Raw genomic sequence first — 21,254 nt, forward strand, 5'->3', positions numbered from 1 at the left:
TCACCAGCGGCGCACCTCCGTGCCGGTCACCGGCTCCGACGGCCTGCCGTCCACCCCGACCGGGACCTCGCCGTGCAGCATCACCCGGTGCATGACGCGGGGGTGGCCGAGGTGGGCGTTGTCGCTCGGCGCGAGGTGGATGGTGGCCCTGTTGTCCCAGAAGGCGACACTGCCGGGCTCCCAGCGGAAGCGGACCGTGTACTCGGGCCGTACGGCCTGTTCCAGCAGCATCTCCAGGAGCGCGGCGCTCTCCGGGCGGGAGACGCCGGCGATCTGCTCGACGTAGTAGCCGTTGACGTACAGCACCCGCTCCCCGCTCTCCGGATGGACGCGGACCAGCGGGTGCACCGAGGCCACCTGGTGGTCGAGGAGGTGGCGCAGGTAGGAGTCGTCACCGGGGCGGGGCTGGTAGCCGACGCCGAGGCGGTGCTCGGCGCGCAGGCCGTCGACGAAGGCGCGCACGGGCGCGGAGAGTCCGGCGTAGGCGGCGGCCAGGTTGGCCCAGGTGGTGTCGCCGCCGTAGGGCGGGACGGTCTCCGCGCGCAGGATGGTCGCGGCGGGCGGGTCGACGCGGGCGCCGTGGTCGCAGTGCCAGCCGCGCAGCAGGGTGTGCCGGCGCCGCTGGAGCCACTCCTCGTGCTCCATCCCGAACCGGCCGCCGAGCTCGAGGCGGTCGGCGGTGGTCTCCACCTCGGGGAAGCCGGCCGGTGAGGCGCTGCCGCGCCGGCCGAGCACGACCGGTTCGCCGAAGCGGCGGGCGAAGGCGACGTGTCCGGCGTGGTCGAGCCGCTGGTCGCGGAAGAAGACCACCTTCCAGCGCAGCACTGCCTCACGGATCAGGGCGACCACGGCGTCGTCGAGTTCCGTGGTGAGGTCGACCCCGGTGATCTCGGCCCCGATGTGCCCGGCGACGGGTCGCACCTCGGCTCCGGCGGCGCCCGGTGCCCGTCCTGCCGTAACCCGGTCGGTCGTCATGCGTACTCCGCGTGGTCGTCGGTACCCGTCCAGGAAAGATCGTGTCAGCCCGGCCCGCACCGCGGAAGGGAGCACCCGGCCCGGGTTGATCATCTCCCGCCCGGTCCGCGAGGCTGGAGGTACGACACAGCCGAGGGAAGGTCACATCGTGGTCAGCATTCCGGTGTACACGCTCAACGACGGTACGACGGTCCCCGCCATTGGCCTGGGCACCTGGCCGATGGACGACGCGCAGGCCGAGCGGGCCGTCCGCCAGGGCCTGGAGCTGGGCTACCGGCTGGTGGACACGGCGGTGAACTACCGCAACGAGTCCGGGGTCGGGCGGGGTGTCGCGAGCAGCGGGGTGCCCCGCGAGGAGGTGGTGGTGACGACGAAGCTGCCGGGCCGCCACCACGGCTACGAGGAGACCCTCGCCTCCTTCGAGGAGTCCCGGCGGCGGCTGGGCCTGGAGTACGTGGACCTGTATCTGATCCACTGGCCCAACCCGCGGGTCGGCAAGTACGTCGACTCGTGGAAGGCGATGATCAAACTGCGCGAGGACGGTCTGGTGCGCTCGATCGGCGTCTCCAACTTCACCGAGGAACACCTCACCCGGCTGGAGAAGGAGACCGGGGTGCTGCCCTCGGTGAACCAGGTGGAGCTGCACCCGCTGTTCCCGCAGGACGAGCTGCGGGCCTTTCACGCGGACAGGGGCATCGTCACCGAGAGCTGGAGCCCGCTCGGCCGGGACGTGCGGCTCCTCGACGACCCGGCGGTCGTCGCCGTGGCGGAGGCGCACGGCGTGACGCCCGCTCAGGTGGTGCTGCGCTGGCACGTCCAGCTCGGTGCCCTGCCCATCCCGAAGTCGGCGGACGCCGCCCGGCAGCGGGCCAACCTGGACCTGTTCGGCTTCCAACTGGACGCGGCCGAGATGGCGGCCGTCTCCGAGCGGCCCCACCGGCGGCTCGGCGGCGACCCGGACCGCCACGAGGAGTTCTGAACCGCCCGCCGGGTACCCGGGGCGCAGGTCCGAGGGAAGGAGCCGCGGTGGGTGACGGCGACGACCGGTTGCGTACGTACCGTGCCAAGCGTGACTTCCGGCGGACCCGGGAGCCGTCGGGCCGGGCGGCGGAGGCCGGTGACCGGCTCCGGTTCGTGGTGCAGATCCATGACGCGCGGCGGATGCACTTCGACTTCCGGCTGCAGGTCGGCGGCGTCCTGAAGTCCTGGTCGGTCCCGAAGGGGCCGTCCGCCGACTCCGGGGACAAGCGGCTGGCGGTGCCCACCGAGGACCATCCGCTGGAGTACGAGGACTTCGAGGGCGTGATCCCGAAGGGCGAGTACGGCGGCGGCACCGTGATCGTCTGGGACCACGGCTGGTACGAGCCCCTCAGCCACGACCGCGGGGGGCACCCGGTCGGCTTCGCGGAGTCGCTGGAACGCGGGCACGCCACCTTCCGCCTGCACGGCTCCAAGCTGCACGGCGAGTACGCCCTGACCCGGTTCCGGGGCCGCGACGGGGAGGACGCCTGGCTGCTGGTGAAGAAGGGGGCCGGCCGCCCGAACGGCCACGGCACGCCCGATCCCCGGCGGGCCCGTTCGGTGCGCACCGGCCGCACCCTCGCCCAGGTCGCGGCGGACGCCGCCGAGGGGTGACGGGCGGCAGCCGCCCGGACGAACCTCAACGTCGCCTGCGCGTATGCGGATTGAGCCGTTCCCGCCTCGTCCGGCCGTGCGGGGGCCTATGTTCACGAAGGTACTCGATCTTCGGTTCAGGAGGCCCCCACACATGCGTACCGCGCTCCGTACCGCCGTGGCCGGGGCGGTGGCCGCCGGCACTCTGCTGACCTGCGGCACCGCCCATGCCACCCCCGCCGGACCCGGCGTGACCGGCAGGGTGATCAGCCAGACCACCGTCGGCGACACGGACTACGTCCTGCGGGAGATCACCGTCCCGCCCGGCCAGACCACCGGCTGGCACTACCACGACGGCCCGGTCTACGGGTACGTCCGGAAGGGCACGCTGAGTCACTTCCACTCGGACTGCAAGGAGGACGGCGTCTACCGGCAGGGCGGCACGGTCTACGAGTCGGGCGGGCCCGGCGATGTACACCTGGGCGCCAACCTCGGTCGCACCGACCTGGTCCTCGACGTGCTGTACGTCCTGCCGCACGGCTCGCCGTACTCGGAGTCGGTGCCGAACCCGGGCTGCGACTTCGAGTAGCGGCGCGGAGCCCGTCACTCGCGGGCGATCGGCAACGGGCCTTCGGGCAGCGGCTGTTCGGCCCAGATCGTCTTGCCGCTGCCCGCCTGCCGGCTGCCCCAGCGCTGGGTGAGCTGGGCGACCAGGAGCAGGCCGCGGCCGCCCTCGTCGAAGGCGTGCGCCCGGCGCAGGTGCGGTGAGGTGGAACTGCCGTCGGAGACCTCGCAGATGAGCGCGCGGTCGCGGATCAGGCGCAGCTGGATGGGCGGGTCGCCGTAGCGGATGGCGTTCGTGACGAGTTCGCTGACGACGAGTTCGGTCACGAACGCCTCCTCGTCCAGGCCCCAGTCGGTGAGCCGTTCGACGGCCGCCTGCCGGAAGTGCGCCACCGCGGCCGGGTCGGGCGGCACGTCCCAGGTGGCGACCCGGTCGGCGCCCAGCGCCCGGGTGCGGGCCAGCAGCAGGGCCACGTCGTCGGCCGGCCGTTCCGGCATGACGGCCTTGAGGACGTAGTCGGTGAGGTCCTCCAGGCAGTCGGCGGACGCGCTCAGGGCACGGCACATCTCCTCGGTGGCGCGGTCCAGGTCCCGGTCGCGGTCCTCGACCAGACCGTCCGTGTAGAGGGCGACGACCGATCCCTCGGGCAGTTCGAGCTCGGTCGCCTCGAAGGGCAGACCTCCGACGCCGAGCGGCGGCCCGGCGGTCATCGGGATCAGCTCGGCCGCACCGCCGGGCAGCACTACCGCGGGCGCCGGGTGCCCGGCGGCGGCGAGGCTCAGCCGCCGCGAGACGGGGTCGTAGACGGCGTACAGGCAGGTGGCGCCCAGCTCGGCGACCTCCTCGCCGAAGCCGTCGGCGGCCAGGTGGGTGATCAGGTCGTCCAGATGGGTGAGGAGTTCGTCGGGGGGCAGATCCACGTCCGCGAGGGTGCGTACGGCGGTGCGCAGGCGGCCCATGGTGGCGGAGGAGCGGATGCCGTGGCCGACCACGTCGCCGACGACCAGGCCGACCCGGCTGCCGGACAGCGGGATCACGTCGAACCAGTCGCCGCCGATGCCGGCCTGCGAGCCGCAGGGCAGGTAGCGGTGGGCGACCTCGACGGCGGCCTGGGGCAGGCCGCGGGGCAGCAGGCTGTGCTGGAGGGCGAGGGCGGTGGAGCGCTCACGGGCGAAGCGCCGGGCGTTGTCGATGCAGACGGCGGCCCGGCTGGCGAGTTCCTCGGCGAAGACGGTGTCGTCGATGACGTAGGCGTCGGGGTGGCGTATGCGCACGCCCACGACGGCACCGAGCAGGACGCCCCGGGCCTGCAGGGGTACGGCGATCACGGAGTGGACGCCCGCGCGGTAGGGCCGGCCCGCGGGCGAGATGGCGTTGCGCTCGTCGACCCAGCGGTGGAACTCGGGCTCGCCGGCCTGCGCGACCACGGCCCGCCGCTCCCGCAGCGCCCGCGCCGGCGGTGACGCGGCCGGGTGCACCTCGGCGTCGCCCAGCCGGACGGCGGCCTCGGGGGTGCCCTCGGTGCCCGAGCCGTGGGCGACCCTGCGCAGCGCGATGTCGCCCTCCGGCACGGGCGGCGGTTCGTCGGCGCCGAGGACCCAGTCGAGCAGGTCGACGCTGGCGAAGTCGGCGTACCGGGGCACGAGGAGTTCGACGAGTTCCTCGGCGGTGCGCACCACGTCCAGGGTGGTGCCGACGGAGGTGGCCGCCTCGTTGAGGAGGGCGAGCCGGAGCCGGGCCAGGTGCTGCTCGGTGCTGTCGAAGGCGGCGAGGGCGACGGCGGTGAGTTCGCCTGCGGGGTCGCGCAGCGGCCACATCTCGATGCTCCAGGCGTGCTCCCGGTTCAGGTTGGGGGCGCCGGTGAAGCTCTCGTAGCGGACGGGCCGGCCGGTCTCGGCGACCTGGCGCAGATGACGGAGGAAGCCCTCGCTGTGCGGGGCCTCCTCGACGGTGTCCGGGTAGAAACGGCCCAGCAGGGCCTCCTCGGGGACGCCCAGGGCATGGCAGGCGGCGTCGTTGGAGCGGAGGAAGCGCTGGTGGAGGTCGAAGACCGACATGGACATGGAGGCCTGCTGGAAGGCCTGGCCGGCGAGGGTGGGGTCGGCCTGAAAGGGCGGGTCGGCGGTGAGCACGTAGCCGGTGGTCGCGCCGTCGGGGCCGAGGACGGGGCAGGCGGTCAGGGCGATCTCCGTGCGGCGGCCGTCGGCGCACCGCAGGGCCACGGTCCCGCGGCGGGCGGCCAGCGCCCCGGCGGGGACCTGCTCGGCGAGGAGGTCGGCGGCGGGTCTCCCCACGACCTCCTCCGCCCGGTGCCCGGTGAGCATCCGCGCACCCTCGCTCCACCCCGTCACCCGGCCCAGGGCATCGATGATCGCCGCGGCGGCGACACGCTCCATACGCCCCAGGATGGGACCTATGTCCCGGCGCATCAAGCGCGGGCCGACGGCGTCGGCTCAGCCCTGGTGGGCACGCAGGGCGGCCAGCGCCCGGTCGGCGTGGGTGTTCATGCGCAGCTCGCTGCGGACGACCTCCAGGACGGTGCGGTCCTTGGCGATCACGAAGGTGGCCCGTTTGGTCGGGGCGAGCGAGAAGCCCCGCTTCACGCCGAACAGCTCCCGGACGGCGCCGTCCGTGTCGGAGAGCAGCGGCATGCCGAGCGTGTGCTTCCCGGAGAACTCCTGCTGGCGTTCCACGCTGTCCCCGCTGATGCCGACGGGCCGGGCGCCGGCGGCCGCGAACTCGGCGGCGAGGTCCCGGAAGTGGCAGGCCTCGGCGGTGCAGCCGGGCGACAGGGCGGCCGGGTAGAAGAAGAGCACGACCGGCCCGTCGGCCAGCAGCTCCGTGAGGCTCCGCGTGGTACCGGTCTCGTCCGGCAGCGCGAAGTCCTCGATCGTGGTTCCCACCTCGACAGGTGCCGCCATTTATCGGCCCTCCTCGTTGCGTGCGACCCCGCGCGCCCACAGCACCAGGGGGATCTGGAGCGGCAGGCGGGCGAGGGCCGCGGTCCTGAGCGGCTCTGGCCGCTTCTGCCAGTCGACGGCCATCTGCACGTTGGCCGGGAACACACCCACGAAGAAGGCGGCGGCCGCCCGGGCGGCCGCCCTGCGGGTACGCGGCAGGGCGATTCCCGCCGCCAGCGCCAGCTCCACGGCACCGCTGCCGTACGTCCAGGCCCGCGGGGACCCCGGCAGCGCCTTCGGGATCGTGGCGTCGAACTGCTTCGGCACCGCGAAGTGGGCGAACCCGGCGGTGGCGAGCAGTCCCGCGAGCAGCAGGGGTGAACGTTCGGACCGGGCCACGAAGCCTCCTCTGACGACCTGCCGCCGGATATTACCGGGCGGTACCGGCCCGTTCGGCGCCGGGTCGCCCTCGCCGCGTCCACGCCGGCGTCTCACACGGTCCGGGAGGCCGGGGGCACCGTCTCGGTGGTCGCCCGGCCGGCCTCGTCCTCGACCGCGTAGGACAGGAAGTCGTCGACCATGCGGTGGAAGAGGACGGCCAGCTGCCGCAGTTCCTCGGGCTCCCAGCCGCTCAGGGCGAGCTGCATACCCCGTGCGCCGGCGTCCCGGACCCGGTCGACGGCGGCCGGGCCGGCGTCGGTGAGCTCGATCCGCTGTGCGCGGCGGTCGTCGGGGTCGGGGACGCGGGTGACGTAGCCCGACCGCTGGAGCTGCTGCACCGCGCGCGTCACATGGGACGCCTCCACCCCGAGCCGCTGCGCCAGCTCCCCCGGGCGCAGCGGCTCGGAGTCGGCGACCTGGCGCAGCAGGGCCACCGCGGCACGGTCCAGCGGCACGCCGGCCAGCGCCATCAGCCGCTCGTGCCGGCGGGCCCGGGTGCTGAAGTAGGTGATGCGCGTCAAGGCGCGCTCGATCTCCATGACCTCGGGGGTGGCGGCGGGGACGTCCGGCGGCGGTTCGGTGGGCATACCGGCCAGTTCACCGTATCGTTGCGTAACTCAAGTAGATGACCGTGCGGGTTCGCCGACGGTCCACCCTCCGCGGACGCACGGGCTGTCAGATTCCGTGCTCGCGCAACGGCCCGACCGTGAGTCCGCGCCGGTCGCAGCTGTCGAGGAGGCGTGGCAGCGCACCCAGGGCCGACCGCCAGGCGCCCGGCGCCGAGGTGCAGTCGGAGTCGTGCAGCAGGATCGTGCCACCTCCGTCCAGGTCCCGGACGACCGTGCGGTGGACGGTGTCCGGGGTGGCGCGGGCGGTCCAGTCCTCGCCCCAGCAGGTCCAGAGCACCGGGGTGAGACCGAGCCGGCGGGCGGTCAGGTGGGCCGCGGTGGACATCACCCCGTACGGCGGCCGGAACAGTCGCGGGAGCTGCCCGGTGAGCTCGCCGACGGTGTCCCGGGCCCGGGCGAGGTCGTCGTGGGTGGCGCGCGGGCCGCGCAGCAGGAGCGGCCGGTGCAGCCAGCCGTGGATCCCCACCTCGTGCCCGGCCGCGGCGATCTCACGGACCAGGCCGGGTGAGCGGCGGGCCTGGCAGCCGAGCAGGAAGAAGGTGGCCCGGACCCGCCGCTCGTCCAGGGCGCGCAGGAAGAACGGGGTCGACAGCGGGTCCGGGCCGTCGTCGAAGGTGAGGGCGACGTGGTCGGCCCGGCCCCGGCCGGCGAGGCGGGGCATGGCGCGGTTGCGCAGCGGCCCGAAGGTGGAGACCACGGGGGCCGCGTGCAGGGCGAGTGCCGGGAGGGCCGCCAGGGCGGCCCCGCGGAGCAGGCGTACGGGGGTGGTCACGAGTGGTGGTCCTCCTGGTGCGGGCCGCCGTGGTGGACGTCGTCGTCGAAGTCCAGGCTGTGGCCGATGGCGTGGATGACGCCCGGGGCGCTGCCGGTCGTGGCGACCGCGGTACCGACCGCGCCGGCCCAGAGGGCACACGCGACGGCCCCGCTGGCGGCGAGGCGCCGGACGGCCTGGCGCGCCCTGCGCCGGGCGGGCGCGAGGCCGGGAGCGTGGCCGGCCGGGTCCGCCGGGAGCGAGGACAGCCGGTCGAGGGCGGGCGGGGCCTGCGGCGCGCCGGCCGTGCGGCAGGCGCGGGCTATCTCGTCGGCGGGGCCCGCCCCGGCGGCGGCGAACAGGGCGCGGCCCGCCTCGCGTTGCAGCAGGCCGCGCGGGCCGTCGATCAGGTCGGCCAGTACGTCCTTGAGTTCGGCCGGGTCGCGGATCCAGGCGGCCACCCCGGCCTCGTCGAGCGCCGCGGCGTTGGTGAGCCCGTGGCCCGGTATGCAGCGGTAGCTCGCGACGGGCAGACCGGTGGCGAAGGCCTCCAGCGAGGTCAGGCCGCCCGCGTTCTGCACCAGCACGTCGGCCGCGTGCATCAGGCCCGGCATGTCGTCGACCCAGCCGTAGGCGTGCTCGATGCCGTCGGCGCGCAACTGCCGGGCGAGCTCCTCGTTGCGGCCGCAGACGACGACCGGCACGGCCGTGCCGCAGTCGCGCAGTTCCAGGGCCACCTGCCGGACCGGTCCGACCCCCCAGGAGCCGGCGACCAGCAGCGCCAGCGGGGCATCCGCGGGGAGCCCGAAGCGGGCCCGAGCCGCCCGGCGCCGCCCCGCGTCGGCGGGACGGAAGCGCGGGTCCGCGACCGGGCCGCCGACCCGGACGTCCCGTGCACCCAGGGCGCGGGCCTGCGCGGCCGGTACCGCGTGGGCGGCCAGGTGGACGTCGACGCCCTCGGCCACCCACAGCGGGTGCACCGAGAAGTCGGTGAGATAGGTGAACACCGGCACGTCGAGGCGGCCGGCCAGCCGCAGTCCGCCCAGGACCCGGCTGGCCCCGGGGTAGGTGGAGACGACGGCGCCGGTGTCGGCGGGGAGGGCGGCGCGCAGCCGGTGCTCGGCGGTGCGCAGCAGGGCGCGGGCCAACGGGCCGCCGCCCCCGGCGCGTTCGGTGCTGCTGTAGACGCGCTGGTAGACCCAGGGCGCCCGGACGAGCATCCGGTGGTAGCCGTCGCGTACGGCCCGGCCGAGCCGGGCGGGCAGCAGGTCGAGCAGGTCGTGCCGGTCGACCGCGACGCCGGCCGCCGTCAGCCGGCGTTCCAGTTCGCGTGCGGCGCCGTCATGGCCCGCGCCGATGCTCGCGGAGACGATCACGACGCGCTCGGCGGGCGTCACGGGCCGGGGGGCGCGGGCGGGCCGGGGACGCAGGGCGGCGGCCGCGAGGGCGCGCAGATGCACCGTACCTCCGAGGTGGGGCATGGGTGGGTTCCTCCGCAGAGACTCCGCAGGTGGAGTGGAGTGGCGAAACTCTACAACATGTAGTAGGTGAACTCGTACAAGTTGTAGTAGACGACTTTCGCGCAACTCGGTGGCGCGCAGCCCCGGTTCTACATGCCGTAGTAGCAGCCCCGGTAGGCTGTGGGCTCGAACGTTGGCTGAAGGACGGTGAACGGTGCGCGACCGGAAGATCGACGGAACCGGCGAGGCATCCGGCCGGCGGGCCCGCGGCGAGCTGGAGAGCGGGGTGCTGGCCACCCTGTGGGCCGCGGCCGAGCCGCTGACCGCCCGCCAGGTCCAGGAGCGGCTGCCCGGGGACCTCGCCTACACGACGGTGCTGACGATCCTGTCCCGGCTGCACGACAAGGGCGTGCTGGTACGGCACCGGGCCGGCCGGGGCTACGCGTACGCGCCGGTGCGCGACGAGGCGTCCGACACCGCCCAGCGGATGCACACCCTGCTGGAGCGAGGCTCCGACCGGGAGGCCGTGCTCAGCCGGTTCGTCTCCGAACTCTCCGCGGAGGACGAGCAGTTGCTCCAGCGTCTGCTCGGGGAACACGACGGCGGCCCCGTCGGCGAAGGACCGTGAGCCGATGACCGTCAGCGTCTACGTCCCCTTCCCGGTCACCGTGGTCCTGGCGGTGCTCGCGCCCCGGCTCGCCCGGCGGTTCGCGCCGCGCGCGGCGGCCTGGGCACTGGCCGGCGGGGCACTGGTGACGGCGCTCGGCTGGCTGGGCTCGCTGGCGCTGCTGGCGTTCACGGGGCTCGCACAGATCCCCGAGGTCGCGGAGGAGGGCCGCTGGTCGGTGACGGCGCTGCGTGCGGACGATCCCGTGTACCTCACGGTGTCCGCGGTCGCGACGGTCACCCTGCTCGCCTCCCTCACCGGCCTCGCGGTGGCCGCCGTGCGGCAGGTCCGGCATCTGCTCTGGGCCCGCCGGGAGTGCGCACGGCTGCCCGGCGAACTGGAGCTGGCCGTGCTCGACGACGCCTCGCCGCACGCCTTCGCGCTCCCCGGGGCGCCGGGCCGGATCGTGGTGTCGCACGGGATGCTGCGCTGCCTCGGCGGCACCGAGCGGGAGGCCCTGCTGGCACACGAGCGGGCCCATCTGCGCGGCCGCCACCATCTCTTCCAGACCGCCTGGCGGCTCACCGCCGCCCTCTGCCCCCTGCTGAGGCCGCTCGCCGAGACCGGCGGGTTCGTACTGGAGCGCTGGGCCGACGAGGAGGCCGCGGAGCACGTCGGGGACCGGACGGTCGTCGCACGCGCGGTGGGCCGGGCGGCCCTCGCCTCGGCCAAGGCCCCCGCCCGTGCCTCGCTGGCGGCGACCGGGGGCGCCGTGCCGCAGCGGGTCCGGGCGCTGCTCGCCCCGCCGCCACCGCGCCGCGCGCTGCCGCTGGTCGCGGGCGCCGTGCTGCTCGCGCTGTCCTGCGCGAGCCTGGCCGAGGCCATGTCCGACAGCGAGCGGATGATCGAGGGCGCCCAGTTCGCCGCGTGCGTGACCGCGCTCGGGGACACCGCGATGCCGGCGCGGCCGCCCGCACACGGCCCCTGCGGCCACCCGCCCCGCGACCGCGACGAAGCGGGCCCGGACCTCCGCTGACCGCGTCGCGCAGCACCACCGACGCGTTCTTGCCGCCGCGCCCACCGGGCAGACGCTCATCCCGCTCGTGACGAGGTTCTCGCCGCCCGCACACGTGTCCTGGCGGGCGAGGCGGAGGTGCGGGCGGACGGCGAGGCGACCCTGCTGACCCGGTTCGACACCACGTTCGTCCCGTCCCCCCGTCCCCCACCTGTTCCGCACCGTCGGCGACACCCCGCCGCGGATCCCGTGGGTCTACTCGTCGGCGTACGTCATGCGGACCTTCGCGGCCACGGAGAAGGCGGTCGAACACCTGGCGGCCGAGGACCGGACGGGCTGGACCGGCGGTGGCCTGGGACGTCCCAGGCGTCCCAGGGCACGCGGGGACGACATGGTGACGGTTCGGCACGGAAACGCTCCGAGTCGTGATCACGCTTCGTGGTCACCGGCACGACAGCACGGAGGTTTCCATGTCCCGTCGGATCCTGAAGAACGGCCTGCTGGCCACGGTCGCGGTGTTCGCGTTCCTGCCCACGGCCGGGGCTGCCACCGCGAGCGCCGCCACCCCGGTCCCCGCCCCCCAGGGAATCGTGCAGTACTACAACTACACCACCCTGCCCGCGCCGGCCGGCCACCGTCTTCACACCCGGCACTACGCGTACCGGACCGTGGGCCGGGTGACCACACACCGCGTCCGGCTCAACGTCCGCTCCGGCCCGAGCACCCGCTACCGCGTGGTGAGCCACCGTCACAACAACCGGCTCGTCTCGCTGTCCTGCAAGACGTACGGCGGCTCGGTGCACGGCAACCACACCTGGTACCGGCTCCCGCACCACAAGGGGTACGTCTCCGCCCACTACGTGCGGGTCGGCCACGCCGTCCCGTGGTGCTGACGGTCCGTCACCAGCGTACTCCCTGACCGCAGAGGCCTGTTCGGGAACCCGCGTTCCCGAACAGGCCTTCGACATGCACCCCCTGATTCACCGACTTCACACCTGTTCGCCGATTGCGGGCCCGGTCCCGATGGGAAGCCATTCCGACAACAGGGGCGAAACGCCCATAGCGTAATGAAGTCGAGGCACGCAACATGCCGCACCCCGAAGGAGCGAGAACCACCCCGTCGGACCAGTCGCCGGCGGCGAGGCTGCGCGAGCTGAAGGAGAGTACGGGGCTGAGCCTCGCGGCACTGGCGGCCCGCACCCCGTACAGCAAGTCCGCGTGGCACCGCTATCTCTCCGGCGACAAACGGCCGCCGCGCGCGGCCGTGGAGGCCCTGGCCCGGCTCGCGGGCGCCGATCCCGCCGCGGTACTGGCCTTGTGCGAGGCCCCCGAGGGGCCGCCGGCCGCAGCGCCGCCCCAGGAGCGGGGGGCGGCGAGGAGGTGGTGGCAGCTGCCGCTGACCGCGGTCGCGCTGCTCACCGTGGCCGGGGTGACGGCGGCGGCCGTGACCGTCTCGGACCGGCGCGGCACACCGGGCGTGCAGCCGGTGTCGGCGGCGCCGCGTTGCCACGGCCGCGCCTGCCAGGGCGAGTTGCCCGACGCGTCGGCGTGCGACCGGGACGCACGGACCAAGAGCCGCGTCACCGGTGTCGCCTACGACGTCCGGCTGCGCTGGTCCCCCGCCTGCGGAACCGCCTGGTCCGAGGTACGGCTGCACACCCCGGTCGCGCGCGAGGTCTCGGTCCGGGCCGGAGAGGACGCGCTCTCGGCGAGCTACCCCGCCTCGGACTCGGTCGGCTACACCAGTCCGATGCTCGCGGTGCCGGCTCCGCGAGGAGTGGAGGCGTGCGCCGAGGTGGCGGGACAGCTGGCGTGCACCGGGCTGGAGGCGGAGCCCACCGGGGAACCGTAGGAAGGCGCCGCGCCCATGGAGGGAGCGCGGCGCCGGACCGGCCCCGCGGAGGCCGGTCGGTGGGCGGCGCCCGGCTTCTCCCGGTCGTGGCCGGCCTGCGGCTGCCCGGCCGAGCACAGGGCGGCGACGCCGGGCGACGCGTCGTACCGCGTCACGCACCCCCTGGATGCCTGCCGTCCCGGTCAGCCCACCGGTGGTGTCCCGTGGGTGTGGAAGGACTCGATCGTCGTCAGACCCAGGCCTGGCCCTTGGCGCCTTCCGCCTCGGTCCAGGTGACCAACGGCCGGTGCTTGTGTCGCGGAGCGTGCGACTACCGGTCGCGGGTGATCGTCTTGTGCTCGACGTAGCCGGTCAGGCCGACCTTGCCGTATTCACGGCCGATGCCGCTCGCCTTGTAGCCGCCGAAGGGACCGTCGAAGCTCATCGGGGAGCCGTTCAGGGTGACCGTGCCGGTGCGCAGTCGGCGGGCGACGGCGAGGGCCCGGTCAGGGTCGGTGGTCCAGATGCCGCCGGACAGGCCGTAGGCGGAGTCGTTGGCGATGCGGACGGCGTCGTCCTCGTCGTCGTAGGCGATGACGGACAGGACCGGGCCGAAGATCTCCTCCTGCGCGATGCGCATGGAGTTGTCGACGTCGGCGAAGACGGTCGGGGTGACGTAGTTGCCCTTCTCCAGGCCTTCGGGGATCTGCGGTCCGCCGGTGACCAGCCGGGCGCCCTCCGCCATGCCGACGTGGATGTAGTCGATGACGCGCTGCTGCTGGTCGGGGCGGATCATCGGGCCGATGAAGGTGTCCGGAGCGGACGGGTCGCCGACCTTCAGCGATTCGACCATGGCCTTGATCGCGGCGACGACCTCCTCGTAGCGGCTGCGCGGGGCCAGGATGCGGGTCTGGAGGATGCAGGCCTCGCCGTTGTTCGCCAAGGAGCCGAATCGCAGGCCCTGGACGGCGGCGTCCAGGTCGGCATCGGCGAGGATGAGGGCGGCGGACTTGCCGCCCAGCTCCAGGCTGACCCGCTTGAGGTGCTCGCCCGCGATGGAGGCGATGCGCCGGCCTGCGCGGGTGGAGCCGGTGAAGGCGATCTTGTCGACGTCGGGGTGAGAGACGAGGTACTCGCTGGTCTCGCGGTCGGCGGGAAGGATGCTGAGCACGCCCGCGGGAAGCCCGGCCCCGTGCCACAGGTCCGCCAGCAGCATCATGCTGAGAGAGTTCTCCGGGGAGACCTTCAGGACGACGGTGTTCCCGGCCAGCAGGGCCGGGACCAGCTTGGCGGTGGCCGCGGAGAACGGCGAGTTCCACGGGATGACGGCGGCGACCACGCCGATCGCCTCCCGTCGGACGATGGTGTCGAAGGACACCGAGGGGTCGGACGGCTCGATGATCTCCTCCCAGCCGAACTCCTCGGCCGCCTTCAGGTACGCCTCCACCTGGCGGGTCAGAAAGGGCTGGCCGGCCTCGGTGAACCAGCCGGCCGAGCCGTTCTCGACGGAGATGGCCCGAGCGACCTCGTCGGCGTGGGCAGCGCGCAGGGCGTCGTAGCGCCGGACGATCTCCTGTCGCTCCTCGGGGCTGGTGCGCGGCCAGGGCCCGTCGTCGAAGGCCGCGCGGGCCGCGGCGACGGCGGCATCGACGTCGGCGGGCGCGGCCTGCGCGGCGCTGCCCAGCCAGGACTGGTCGTGCGGGGAAAGGATGTCGATCCGCAGATTCGGGTCGCTGGGGGCGACCCATGCGCCGCCGATGTAGAGCTTGTCGCGAACAGTCATGTCTTCACGGTTCCTTTGTGCGAAAGGGGCGAGAGGGTGGCGGGGAGGAGGGAGCGGGGGCGCGTCGGCAAGCCGGCGGCTGCGGTCGGTGGCACCTCGCGTGCGGGTATCTGGGCGAAGCCGCTCCGCCGTCATGTCGAAAGGACAGGCAGGCGCTCCGACCGGGCCGGCTGAGCCGGCCCTCGGTGGTTGCGTCGGCCACCGGTGGTCGGGCAGCCGCGCTCCGGTGGCTGTGCCGACCTCCGGTGGTCGGGCAGCTCCCGTGGTGCCTGAGCGTGCGGGCGCATCACCGACCCGGCAGTTCCCATCAGGCGGTGGGGTAGTCCGTGGAGCGGCTGACCTCGGCCCACTCGCGGGCCTCGGCGAGGCGCGCCTCCTCGGCGCTGATGGCGATCTCCAGGGCATCGTTGCCGAGGAGCAGTCGGCGCGGGGGTTTCGCCGCCTCCACCGCATCGACGACCGCGCGGGCCATGCGGTCGGGGTCACCCGGCTCGTTGCCGGAGTACTCGGCGAACCTCGCGAGCCACGCGCCGACCGTCTCCTCGTAGTCGGGGGTGACGGGACCGGACGGCTCCGCCGCGCCCGCGGCCCAGCCGGTGCGGATGCCGCCGGGCTCGACGATGGTGACCTTGACGCCGAACGGTGCCACCTCGTTCGCCAGCACCTCGGAGAACCCTTCGACGGCGAATTTCGCGGTCTGGTAGGCACTGAGGCCGGGCGTGCCGCCCACGCGTCCGCCGATGGACGATATCTGCACGATGTGCCCGGTGCGCCGGCCCCGCATCACGGGCAGCACCGCCCGGGTCAGGTTGACCACGCCGTACAGATTCGCCTCGACCTGCGCGCGGAACTCGTCCTCCGGAAAGTCCTCGATCGAGCCGCTGGTGGCGTAACCGGCGTTGTTCACGAGCACGTCGATCGAACCGAACCGCTCCACCGCCGTCGCCACCACGTGCCGGGCGTCGGACGGGGAGGTGACGTCCAGCGCCACCGCCATCAGTCGCTCAGGGTGCTCGGCCCGCAAGGAGGCCAGCGCCTCCGGCCTCCGAGAAGTCACCACGACCCGGTCGCCGGCGCTCAGCGCCGCGAGAACCAGCGCCTTGCCCAGCCCCTGTGAGCCTCCAGTGATCAGCCAAGTCCGTGACACAGCGCATCCCTCTTCTCGTGCGTCGCCTCGTCGTTTCGTCGTTGTCCCAGCGCTCCAGCGCGGGGTTGCCACTCCACAGTAGAGGAATGCTCGATTACTGCAACATCAAAGTTGCATTTACTATTGGTGTTGCGACTCACACGTTGGAAGTCGGGCCGAAAGTGACCACTGGACGTAGAATCTCCAGATCATGAGAGCTGACGCCGCACGCAACCTCACCGCTGTGCTCCAGGCCGGGGCCCGGTTGCTGGCCGAGGACCCGGGCACCTCGATGGCGGCCATCGCCGCGGCCGCGGGAGTGGACCGCACCACCGTCCACCGCCGCTTCGCCAGCCGCGAAGCGCTGCTCAGTGCCGTCTTCCAGGCCAAACTCGACTCCGCCGAACAGGTCCTGGACGAGGCACGCCTCACCGAGGCCCCTGTTCCGGTCGCCCTCCACCGCTACCTGGAAGGGATCATCCCCGTCAGCCGTCAATGGCCTGTCGACACGCGCCGCATGATGCAGAAGGACCCCGAGGCCAGCATCCGTCGCCAGGAGCAGAGCGCCCGGCTCGACGCCTTCGTCCGCCGCACCATCGACGAGGGCTACCTGCGCGCCGGCACCGACGCGGACTGGGCGCGGGCGGTCCTCGACGGACTCGTCGACACGGCCGCCCACAAGTTCCCCGCCATGGATCCCCCGCAAGCCGCCGACCTCGTCGCCAGCACTTTCCTCAGCGGCCTCGGCGCCACCTGACCACCGACCGGCCCGGCCGCGGTGGCCCAAGGCGGCCTCCGACAACTCGCCCATCGACGGTTCGAGTTCTCGTCAACCGTGCGGATTGCCCTGCGGATGCAACAACTCGCTTGGGTGCGTAGGACGCCCCGGACCATTACCGGTGCGGGGCGCGTCTGCACATCCGGATCTGTCGGCGCTGGTCACGCGCCGGGAGCGGCGCCGGCACTCGTGTGGTCGCCCGGCCGGGCCCGGGTGGTGCGCGAAGTGGCAGGCCCTGTCCGTGTACAGCTTGGTGGTCGGCTGGCCGCCCGCAGCCTCCCGGCAGTAGTCCGCACCAGAACGTGTCGTGCTCGTGGCGCCGGCGTAAGGCGTCCAGTCGCGGCGCACGCCGCCCCCGCGGTTGGGCTTGGCCCGCGGCTGGTTCCTCAGCGTCGGCCTCAGCTCGTCGGGGGCGCCCGGTAGTGCTCGCTCTCCCGGTAGTTGGCGAATTCGTGGCCGTCCGGGTCGGTGGTGACGGAGAGCTTGCCGAGACCTGGGTCGTACGTCCGCAGACGGACCGTGCCGGAGCCCGGGTCGACGCTGGTGTCGAGCTCCAGGATTCCGGTGGGGTGTTCGTCCGCCGTATGGCCGGGGCGATCCGGCGCCCGGCGCGCTCAGCCGGTGCGGTACAGGTCGCTGAGCAGTTCGAGAACGGCCTGCTGGGCGGGGTGCGGGTCGTCCCGCCACCAGGCCAGCCGGACGGCGACGGGTGGGGCGTCCCGGACCGGCCGGTAGACGATGGCGGGCCGCGGGTACTGGTTGGCGGTCGACTCGGCGGTCACCCCGACCGCGCGGCCGGCCCCGATGGCGGTGAGCCAGTCGTCGACGTCGTGCGTCTCCTCGACGACCGGCCGTGACTCCGCCGGCCACAGCTCCGGGGTGGTGGTGCCGGTGCGCCGGTCGACCAGCAGGACCCTGCCGGTGAGGTCCGCCAGCCGTACGGTCCTGCGCCGGGCCAGCGGATCGTCGGCGGCGAGCGCGCACAGACGGCGCTCCAGCCCGACGATGGCCGAGCCGAACCGCCGGTCCTCCAGCGGCCGCCGCAGGACGGCGAGGTCGCAGGCCCCTTCACCGAGCCCGGCGGAGGCCGTGTTCACCCGGACCAGATGCAGTTCGGTCCCGGGGTGCGCGGCGGCCCAGCCGCGCTGAAAGGCCACGGTGTGCCGCCCCACCGCCGACCAGGCGTACCCGATCCGCAGCCGGGACGGCCCGGAGGCGGCCTCCTGGACGAGGTCGGCGACGTCCGCCAGCACCCGCCGGGCCCGCTCCACCACCCGCGCGCCGGCCGCCGTCGGCGTCACCTCGCGCGAGGTCCGCCGCAACAGCCTTACGCCCAGGGCCCGTTCGAGCCCGGCCAGGGTGCGCGAGACCGCCGCCTGGGACACCCCCAGGGCGATCGCCGCGTCGGTGAAGGTGCCCTCGTCGACGATGGCGACGAGACAGCGCAGCTGCCGCAGCTCGACCTCGTTCATGCGCCAAGCGTATAGATCCCCACGCGCATGCATTTTGCGCAAACGCCGGGCGGGCGGACCCTCCTCCCATGCGACGACGAGTCCTCGAACGCCCGCTCCCCTCCCCCGCGGTCCGGCCCGCCGCCCCGCATCGGCTCTCCGGCGTGGCGGCCATGTTCGGCAGCGGCCTGTCCAACCAGACCGGCGCGGCCGTCGGCGCCCTCGCCTTCCCGGTCCTCGGCCCGCTCGGGGTGGTGGCGGTACGGCAGTACGTGGCCGCGCTCGTCCTCGTGGCCGTCGGCCGGCCCCGCCTGCGTGCCTTCACCTGGCGGCAGTGGTGGCCGGTGCTGCTGCTGGCGGCGGTCTTCGGCACGATGAACCTGACCCTCTACACCGCGATCGACCGGGTCGGCCTGGGCCTCGCGGTCACCCTGGAGTTCCTGGGCCCGCTCGCCGTCGCCCTCGCCGCGTCCCGCCGCCGGCTGGACGCGGGCTGCGCCGCGCTCGCCGCGGCGGGAGTGGTGGTACTGATGCGCCCGCAGCCGTCCACGGACTACGGGGGGATGGCGCTGGGCCTGGTCGCCGCGGGCTGCTGGGCGTCGTACATCCTGCTCAACCGGGTGGTCGGCCGCCGGATACCGGGTGCCCAGGGCCCGGCCGCGGCCGCGAGCGTGTCGGCACTGACGTTCCTGCCGATCGGAATGGCGGTGGCGCTGCGACACCCGCCCACGGCCGGTGCGCTGCTCTGCGCGGTCACGGCGGGCGTACTCTCGTCGGCGGTGCCGTACCTGGCCGACCTGCTCACCCTGCGCCGGGTCCCGCCCCAGACCTTCGGCCTGTTCATGAGCGTCAACCCGGTGCTGGCAGCGGTGGTGGGGTGGGTGGTGCTGGGACAGGGGCTGGAGGCGTCCGCATGGGTGGGGATAGGAGCGGTGGTCGCCGCGAACGCGGTCAGCCTGGCGCCCCGCTAGCAGCGCGGGGAACTGCGCGACCAGCCCCCACCGGCCCACGTTTCACCACCGACCGACCCCACCCCTTCACCCCAGGGCCTCCCCCACCTCGCTCCCACGGCAACTCGCCCCAGACGCGCCGGCCGATCTGCTCCTGGGACAGCACCTTGCGGGCGTGGACCAGGAGGTGGCGCAGCAGACGGTACTCGGCTGGCGTGAGGTTGAGGGTGCGGCCGTCCCGGCGGGCCCGGCGGCGTTCGAGCCTCCGCCGACGCCGGGATCGGCGGAAGAGGTCGTCGTCACCTTCGACGCGTAGCCGTCGTCACCTTCGACGCACCGCCGAGACGGGCGCCAGCCACAGCCCGAGGAGCGCGTCGGTGAGCCCGGTGGCCGCGTCGCCCCAGGTGGCGCGCGGGGTGGTGGTGCCCTCGGCGAGGGCACGCTCCCGTTCGGCGCAGGTGTGCAGGATCAACGTCCGTGCCATCAAGCCGCGTCCGGCGCGGACCTCGGCGGGAAGTTCCGGCAGCCGCCGGTTCAGCGCGTCGACGGCCTGGCGCAGCGACGGCGAGGCCAGGGACTCCGCGACCATGATGTCGTAGAGGGCGGGGTCGGTCATGACCTGGGCGCAGAAGCGGGCGTACCAGGTGGGGCTGCCCAGGCTCGCGAGGTGTTCGGTGATCGGTCGGACCAGGCAGTCCACCCGGTCGCGGACGTCGTCGGAGTCGCCGGTCTCGGCGAGCAGCCGGACCCGGATCTCCTCGATCCGGCCGAAGTGCCGGGCGGCGACGGCGCGGACCAGGTCGGCCTTGGTGCCGAAGTGGTAGCCGACGGCCGCGTTGTTGCCCTGGCCGGCGGCCTCGCTGACCTGGCGGTTGGAGACGGCTTACACGCCCTGTTCGGCGAAGTGCCGCTCCGCCGCGTCCAGGATGGCCTCCCGTGTCGCGCCGGCCTGGTCCGCCCGCGCCGTCCTGCCCGCCATGCCCACCACCGCTCCGGGACCGGCCGCCACCCCGTCCGGCCAGTCCCGCGAGCCGCAGCGGGGTCCAACCGAAGAAGCCTACGCGGCAGGGCCGCGGAGCCGGAAACACCCTGCCAGTGGCTCGACCGAAGCCGTGTCATGCCGACGACGAGCTGTGGGCGGTGATCGAGCCGCTCTTGCCCAGGGCCGAGCGTCAGACCCGGCACCCGGGACCCAAGCGGCATCCGGACCGGTTGGTGTTCCAGGACATTTTGTTCGTGCTGCACACCGGGATCGCCTGGGAACACCTGCCGCAGGAACTCGGCTTCGGCTCGGGCATGACCTGCCTGCGACGCCTGAACCCGTCCCGATAGGAGTCCTTGCTACGTCACGACCGGGGGCAACGGTTCACGGGCCGCGTGCCATGCGGGAGGGAGAGCGGCAACGCCGGTGCGGGCTGCGATGACCCCGCCCGCGATGGCGCAGGTGGTATCGATGTCGCCGCGCCCGGCGACCGTGACCCACAGGCCCTCGTGCAGGTCGTCGAGGTGCCCCGCCGCACACCACAGGGCGTACGGGACGGTGTCGGGCCCTGACATCCGGTAGCCGGAGCCCAGGACCTCCGCGGCGTGCCGAACCGAGGTGTGCTCCGGCATCCGGGCCGCGATCCGCACTCCCGACCGGACGTCGCTGTCGGGGAGTCGTTCGGCGACTGCCTGAAGGAAGTCCGATCTGGCAGGGGTGGCCCCGCCCCGGCTTCGGGCCGCCAGCGCCGCGGCCAGGGCGACTGCCACGGCTCCGGCGACCGCCTCCGGGTGGTGGTGCGAGACCGCACCCTGACGGGCGGCCTGCTCAGCGGCCACGTCGAGGTCGGCGCTGTGCCACGCGCCGAGCGGGGCGGCTCGCATGGCCGCGCCGTTGCCCCAGGAGCCCTGGCCGCCGAACTGTCCGGCGACCACCTCCTGCCAGGGCTCACCCGCGTCGATCCGGCGCAGCACGTCATGCATCGAGGCTCCATAGCCGCGGTGCGTGTCCTCGGTGTAGGCCGCCGCGAGACGCAGGGCCAGGCGGTCCTGGTCGACGATGCCCCCGCCTTCGACGAGCTCCCGGACGAGAACCAGCGCTTGAGCGGTGTCGTCACTCCACCGCCACAGCGGTTCCGTGGGCAGCGTCCGCGCCTCCAGGGCTGCCGGGCCATGCCTACGCAGGATGCCGAACCAGCGGTCGCCGAAGGCGTCGCCGAACGCGAGCCCGTGCAACGAGTCCAGCACAGGGGCAGGCATGTTGATCACCGGCGCAGTATCGCAGCGCGGTGGCTCTCCCGCACTCCGATTTCGGAGCCGCCAGGCTTCCGCCTGCGGGTCCGTTGGAGATCCGCAGGCGCCATCCACGAAGCCTTCCTCGCCCTCCGATGCACACT

The 21,254-nt window shown here is 73.7% G+C and carries 20 protein-coding genes and 5 pseudogenes; 10 read left to right on the forward strand and 15 right to left on the reverse strand.

Features of this window, described 5'->3' with window-relative positions; translation table 11 throughout:
* On the reverse strand, window positions 1–975 hold the full coding sequence (locus tag BLW82_RS02140) for a TauD/TfdA dioxygenase family protein (protein ID WP_093497190.1): 975 nt from the start codon (window positions 973–975) through the stop codon (window positions 1–3).
* A gap of 148 nt (window positions 976–1,123) precedes the next feature.
* On the opposite strand from BLW82_RS02140, the gene BLW82_RS02145 reads away from it, so the two are divergent.
* The 3 genes from BLW82_RS02145 (at window position 1,124) to BLW82_RS02155 (ending at window position 3,178) form a co-directional block, all read left to right on the forward strand.
* Entirely contained in the window at window positions 1,124–1,954 is an 831-nt protein-coding gene (locus BLW82_RS02145; protein WP_093497191.1) for an aldo/keto reductase, read from the forward strand.
* A gap of 47 nt (window positions 1,955–2,001) precedes the next feature.
* Window positions 2,002–2,610 carry a DNA polymerase ligase N-terminal domain-containing protein gene (locus BLW82_RS02150; protein WP_093497192.1) on the forward strand — a complete coding sequence of 203 codons (609 nt, stop codon included), beginning with the start codon at window positions 2,002–2,004 and terminating at the stop codon, window positions 2,608–2,610.
* Between the two features lie 133 nt (window positions 2,611–2,743).
* Complete coding sequence (locus BLW82_RS02155; protein WP_093497193.1) at window positions 2,744–3,178, forward strand: cupin domain-containing protein; 435 nt, start codon at window positions 2,744–2,746, stop codon at window positions 3,176–3,178.
* A 14-nt stretch (window positions 3,179–3,192) separates the two neighbouring features.
* Here the strand turns inward: BLW82_RS02155 and BLW82_RS02160 are convergent, their stop codons facing one another.
* The 6 genes from BLW82_RS02160 to BLW82_RS02185 form a co-directional block, all read right to left on the reverse strand.
* On the reverse strand, window positions 3,193–5,550 hold the full coding sequence (locus BLW82_RS02160; protein WP_093497194.1) for an ATP-binding SpoIIE family protein phosphatase: 2,358 nt from the start codon (window positions 5,548–5,550) through the stop codon (window positions 3,193–3,195).
* Window positions 5,551–5,607: 57 nt separating this feature from the next.
* Window positions 5,608–6,075 (reverse strand): peroxiredoxin, encoded by a 468-nt coding sequence (locus BLW82_RS02165; protein WP_093497195.1) that lies wholly within the window; start codon window positions 6,073–6,075, stop codon window positions 5,608–5,610.
* A complete protein-coding gene (locus BLW82_RS02170) occupies window positions 6,076–6,453 on the reverse strand; it encodes a DoxX family protein (protein WP_093497196.1) in 378 nt (125 codons plus the stop codon).
* A gap of 92 nt (window positions 6,454–6,545) precedes the next feature.
* Window positions 6,546–7,082 carry a MarR family winged helix-turn-helix transcriptional regulator gene (locus BLW82_RS02175; protein WP_093497197.1) on the reverse strand — a complete coding sequence of 179 codons (537 nt, stop codon included), beginning with the start codon at window positions 7,080–7,082 and terminating at the stop codon, window positions 6,546–6,548.
* A gap of 88 nt (window positions 7,083–7,170) precedes the next feature.
* Window positions 7,171–7,896 carry a polysaccharide deacetylase family protein gene (locus tag BLW82_RS02180; protein ID WP_093497198.1) on the reverse strand — a complete coding sequence of 242 codons (726 nt, stop codon included), beginning with the start codon at window positions 7,894–7,896 and terminating at the stop codon, window positions 7,171–7,173.
* A complete protein-coding gene (locus BLW82_RS02185) occupies window positions 7,893–9,356 on the reverse strand; it encodes a glycosyltransferase (RefSeq protein ID WP_093497199.1) in 1,464 nt (487 codons plus the stop codon). The genes BLW82_RS02180 and BLW82_RS02185 overlap by 4 nt, the downstream gene beginning before the upstream one ends.
* A gap of 193 nt (window positions 9,357–9,549) precedes the next feature.
* Here BLW82_RS02185 and BLW82_RS02190 point away from each other — a divergent pair, with 193 nt between their 5' ends.
* The 4 genes from BLW82_RS02190 (at window position 9,550) to BLW82_RS44185 (ending at window position 12,809) form a co-directional block, all read left to right on the forward strand.
* A complete protein-coding gene (locus BLW82_RS02190; RefSeq protein ID WP_177232803.1) occupies window positions 9,550–9,963 on the forward strand; it encodes a BlaI/MecI/CopY family transcriptional regulator in 414 nt (137 codons plus the stop codon).
* A gap of 4 nt (window positions 9,964–9,967) precedes the next feature.
* The gene (locus tag BLW82_RS02195; protein WP_093497200.1) at window positions 9,968–10,978 is read left to right on the forward strand and encodes a M56 family metallopeptidase; all 1,011 of its coding nucleotides are present in this window, start codon (window positions 9,968–9,970) and stop codon (window positions 10,976–10,978) included.
* A gap of 449 nt (window positions 10,979–11,427) precedes the next feature.
* The gene (locus BLW82_RS02200; protein ID WP_093497201.1) at window positions 11,428–11,850 is read left to right on the forward strand and encodes an SH3 domain-containing protein; all 423 of its coding nucleotides are present in this window, start codon (window positions 11,428–11,430) and stop codon (window positions 11,848–11,850) included.
* 194 nt (window positions 11,851–12,044) lie between these two features.
* A complete protein-coding gene (locus BLW82_RS44185) occupies window positions 12,045–12,809 on the forward strand; it encodes a helix-turn-helix domain-containing protein (protein WP_107408492.1) in 765 nt (254 codons plus the stop codon).
* A gap of 182 nt (window positions 12,810–12,991) precedes the next feature.
* Here the strand turns inward: BLW82_RS44185 and BLW82_RS45045 are convergent.
* The 3 genes and pseudogenes from BLW82_RS45045 to BLW82_RS02215 form a co-directional block, all read right to left on the reverse strand.
* Window positions 12,992–13,092, reverse strand: a pseudogene (locus BLW82_RS45045) (catechol 2,3-dioxygenase); the annotation flags it as partial.
* A gap of 27 nt (window positions 13,093–13,119) precedes the next feature.
* Window positions 13,120–14,571: an aldehyde dehydrogenase gene (locus BLW82_RS02210; protein ID WP_093497202.1), complete on the reverse strand. Its 1,452-nt coding sequence runs from the start codon at window positions 14,569–14,571 to the stop codon at window positions 13,120–13,122.
* A 307-nt stretch (window positions 14,572–14,878) separates the two neighbouring features.
* Complete coding sequence (locus BLW82_RS02215) at window positions 14,879–15,718, reverse strand: oxidoreductase (protein WP_093497203.1); 840 nt, start codon at window positions 15,716–15,718, stop codon at window positions 14,879–14,881.
* A gap of 190 nt (window positions 15,719–15,908) precedes the next feature.
* Here BLW82_RS02215 and BLW82_RS02220 point away from each other — a divergent pair, with 190 nt between their 5' ends.
* Window positions 15,909–16,454 carry a TetR/AcrR family transcriptional regulator gene (locus BLW82_RS02220; protein WP_093497204.1) on the forward strand — a complete coding sequence of 182 codons (546 nt, stop codon included), beginning with the start codon at window positions 15,909–15,911 and terminating at the stop codon, window positions 16,452–16,454.
* A 356-nt stretch (window positions 16,455–16,810) separates the two neighbouring features.
* Here the strand turns inward: BLW82_RS02220 and BLW82_RS45050 are convergent.
* Together BLW82_RS45050 and BLW82_RS02225 are read right to left on the reverse strand one after the other, a co-directional pair.
* Window positions 16,811–16,975, reverse strand: a pseudogene (locus tag BLW82_RS45050) (catechol 2,3-dioxygenase); the annotation flags it as partial.
* A 114-nt stretch (window positions 16,976–17,089) separates the two neighbouring features.
* Window positions 17,090–17,947: a LysR family transcriptional regulator gene (locus BLW82_RS02225; protein ID WP_093497205.1), complete on the reverse strand. Its 858-nt coding sequence runs from the start codon at window positions 17,945–17,947 to the stop codon at window positions 17,090–17,092.
* A gap of 143 nt (window positions 17,948–18,090) precedes the next feature.
* On the opposite strand from BLW82_RS02225, the gene BLW82_RS02230 reads away from it, so the two are divergent.
* Window positions 18,091–18,897, forward strand: coding sequence for an EamA family transporter (locus BLW82_RS02230; RefSeq protein WP_093507797.1), 807 nt, complete (start codon window positions 18,091–18,093; stop codon window positions 18,895–18,897).
* 103 nt (window positions 18,898–19,000) lie between these two features.
* Here the strand turns inward: BLW82_RS02230 and BLW82_RS45055 are convergent.
* Window positions 19,001–19,126: pseudogene (locus BLW82_RS45055) on the reverse strand (winged helix-turn-helix domain-containing protein); the annotation flags it as partial.
* 72 nt (window positions 19,127–19,198) lie between these two features.
* A pseudogene (locus BLW82_RS02240) lies at window positions 19,199–19,855 on the reverse strand (TetR/AcrR family transcriptional regulator).
* 116 nt (window positions 19,856–19,971) lie between these two features.
* Here BLW82_RS02240 and BLW82_RS02245 point away from each other — a divergent pair.
* Window positions 19,972–20,193, forward strand: a pseudogene (locus BLW82_RS02245) (transposase); the annotation flags it as partial.
* A gap of 24 nt (window positions 20,194–20,217) precedes the next feature.
* Here the strand turns inward: BLW82_RS02245 and BLW82_RS02250 are convergent.
* On the reverse strand, window positions 20,218–21,117 hold the full coding sequence (locus BLW82_RS02250; RefSeq protein WP_093507798.1) for an ADP-ribosylglycohydrolase family protein: 900 nt from the start codon (window positions 21,115–21,117) through the stop codon (window positions 20,218–20,220).
* Between the last annotated feature and the right edge of the window lie 137 nt (window positions 21,118–21,254).

Origin of the sequence: Streptomyces sp. Ag109_O5-10, assembly GCF_900105755.1 — a bacterium.
Classification (GTDB): domain Bacteria; phylum Actinomycetota; class Actinomycetes; order Streptomycetales; family Streptomycetaceae; genus Streptomyces.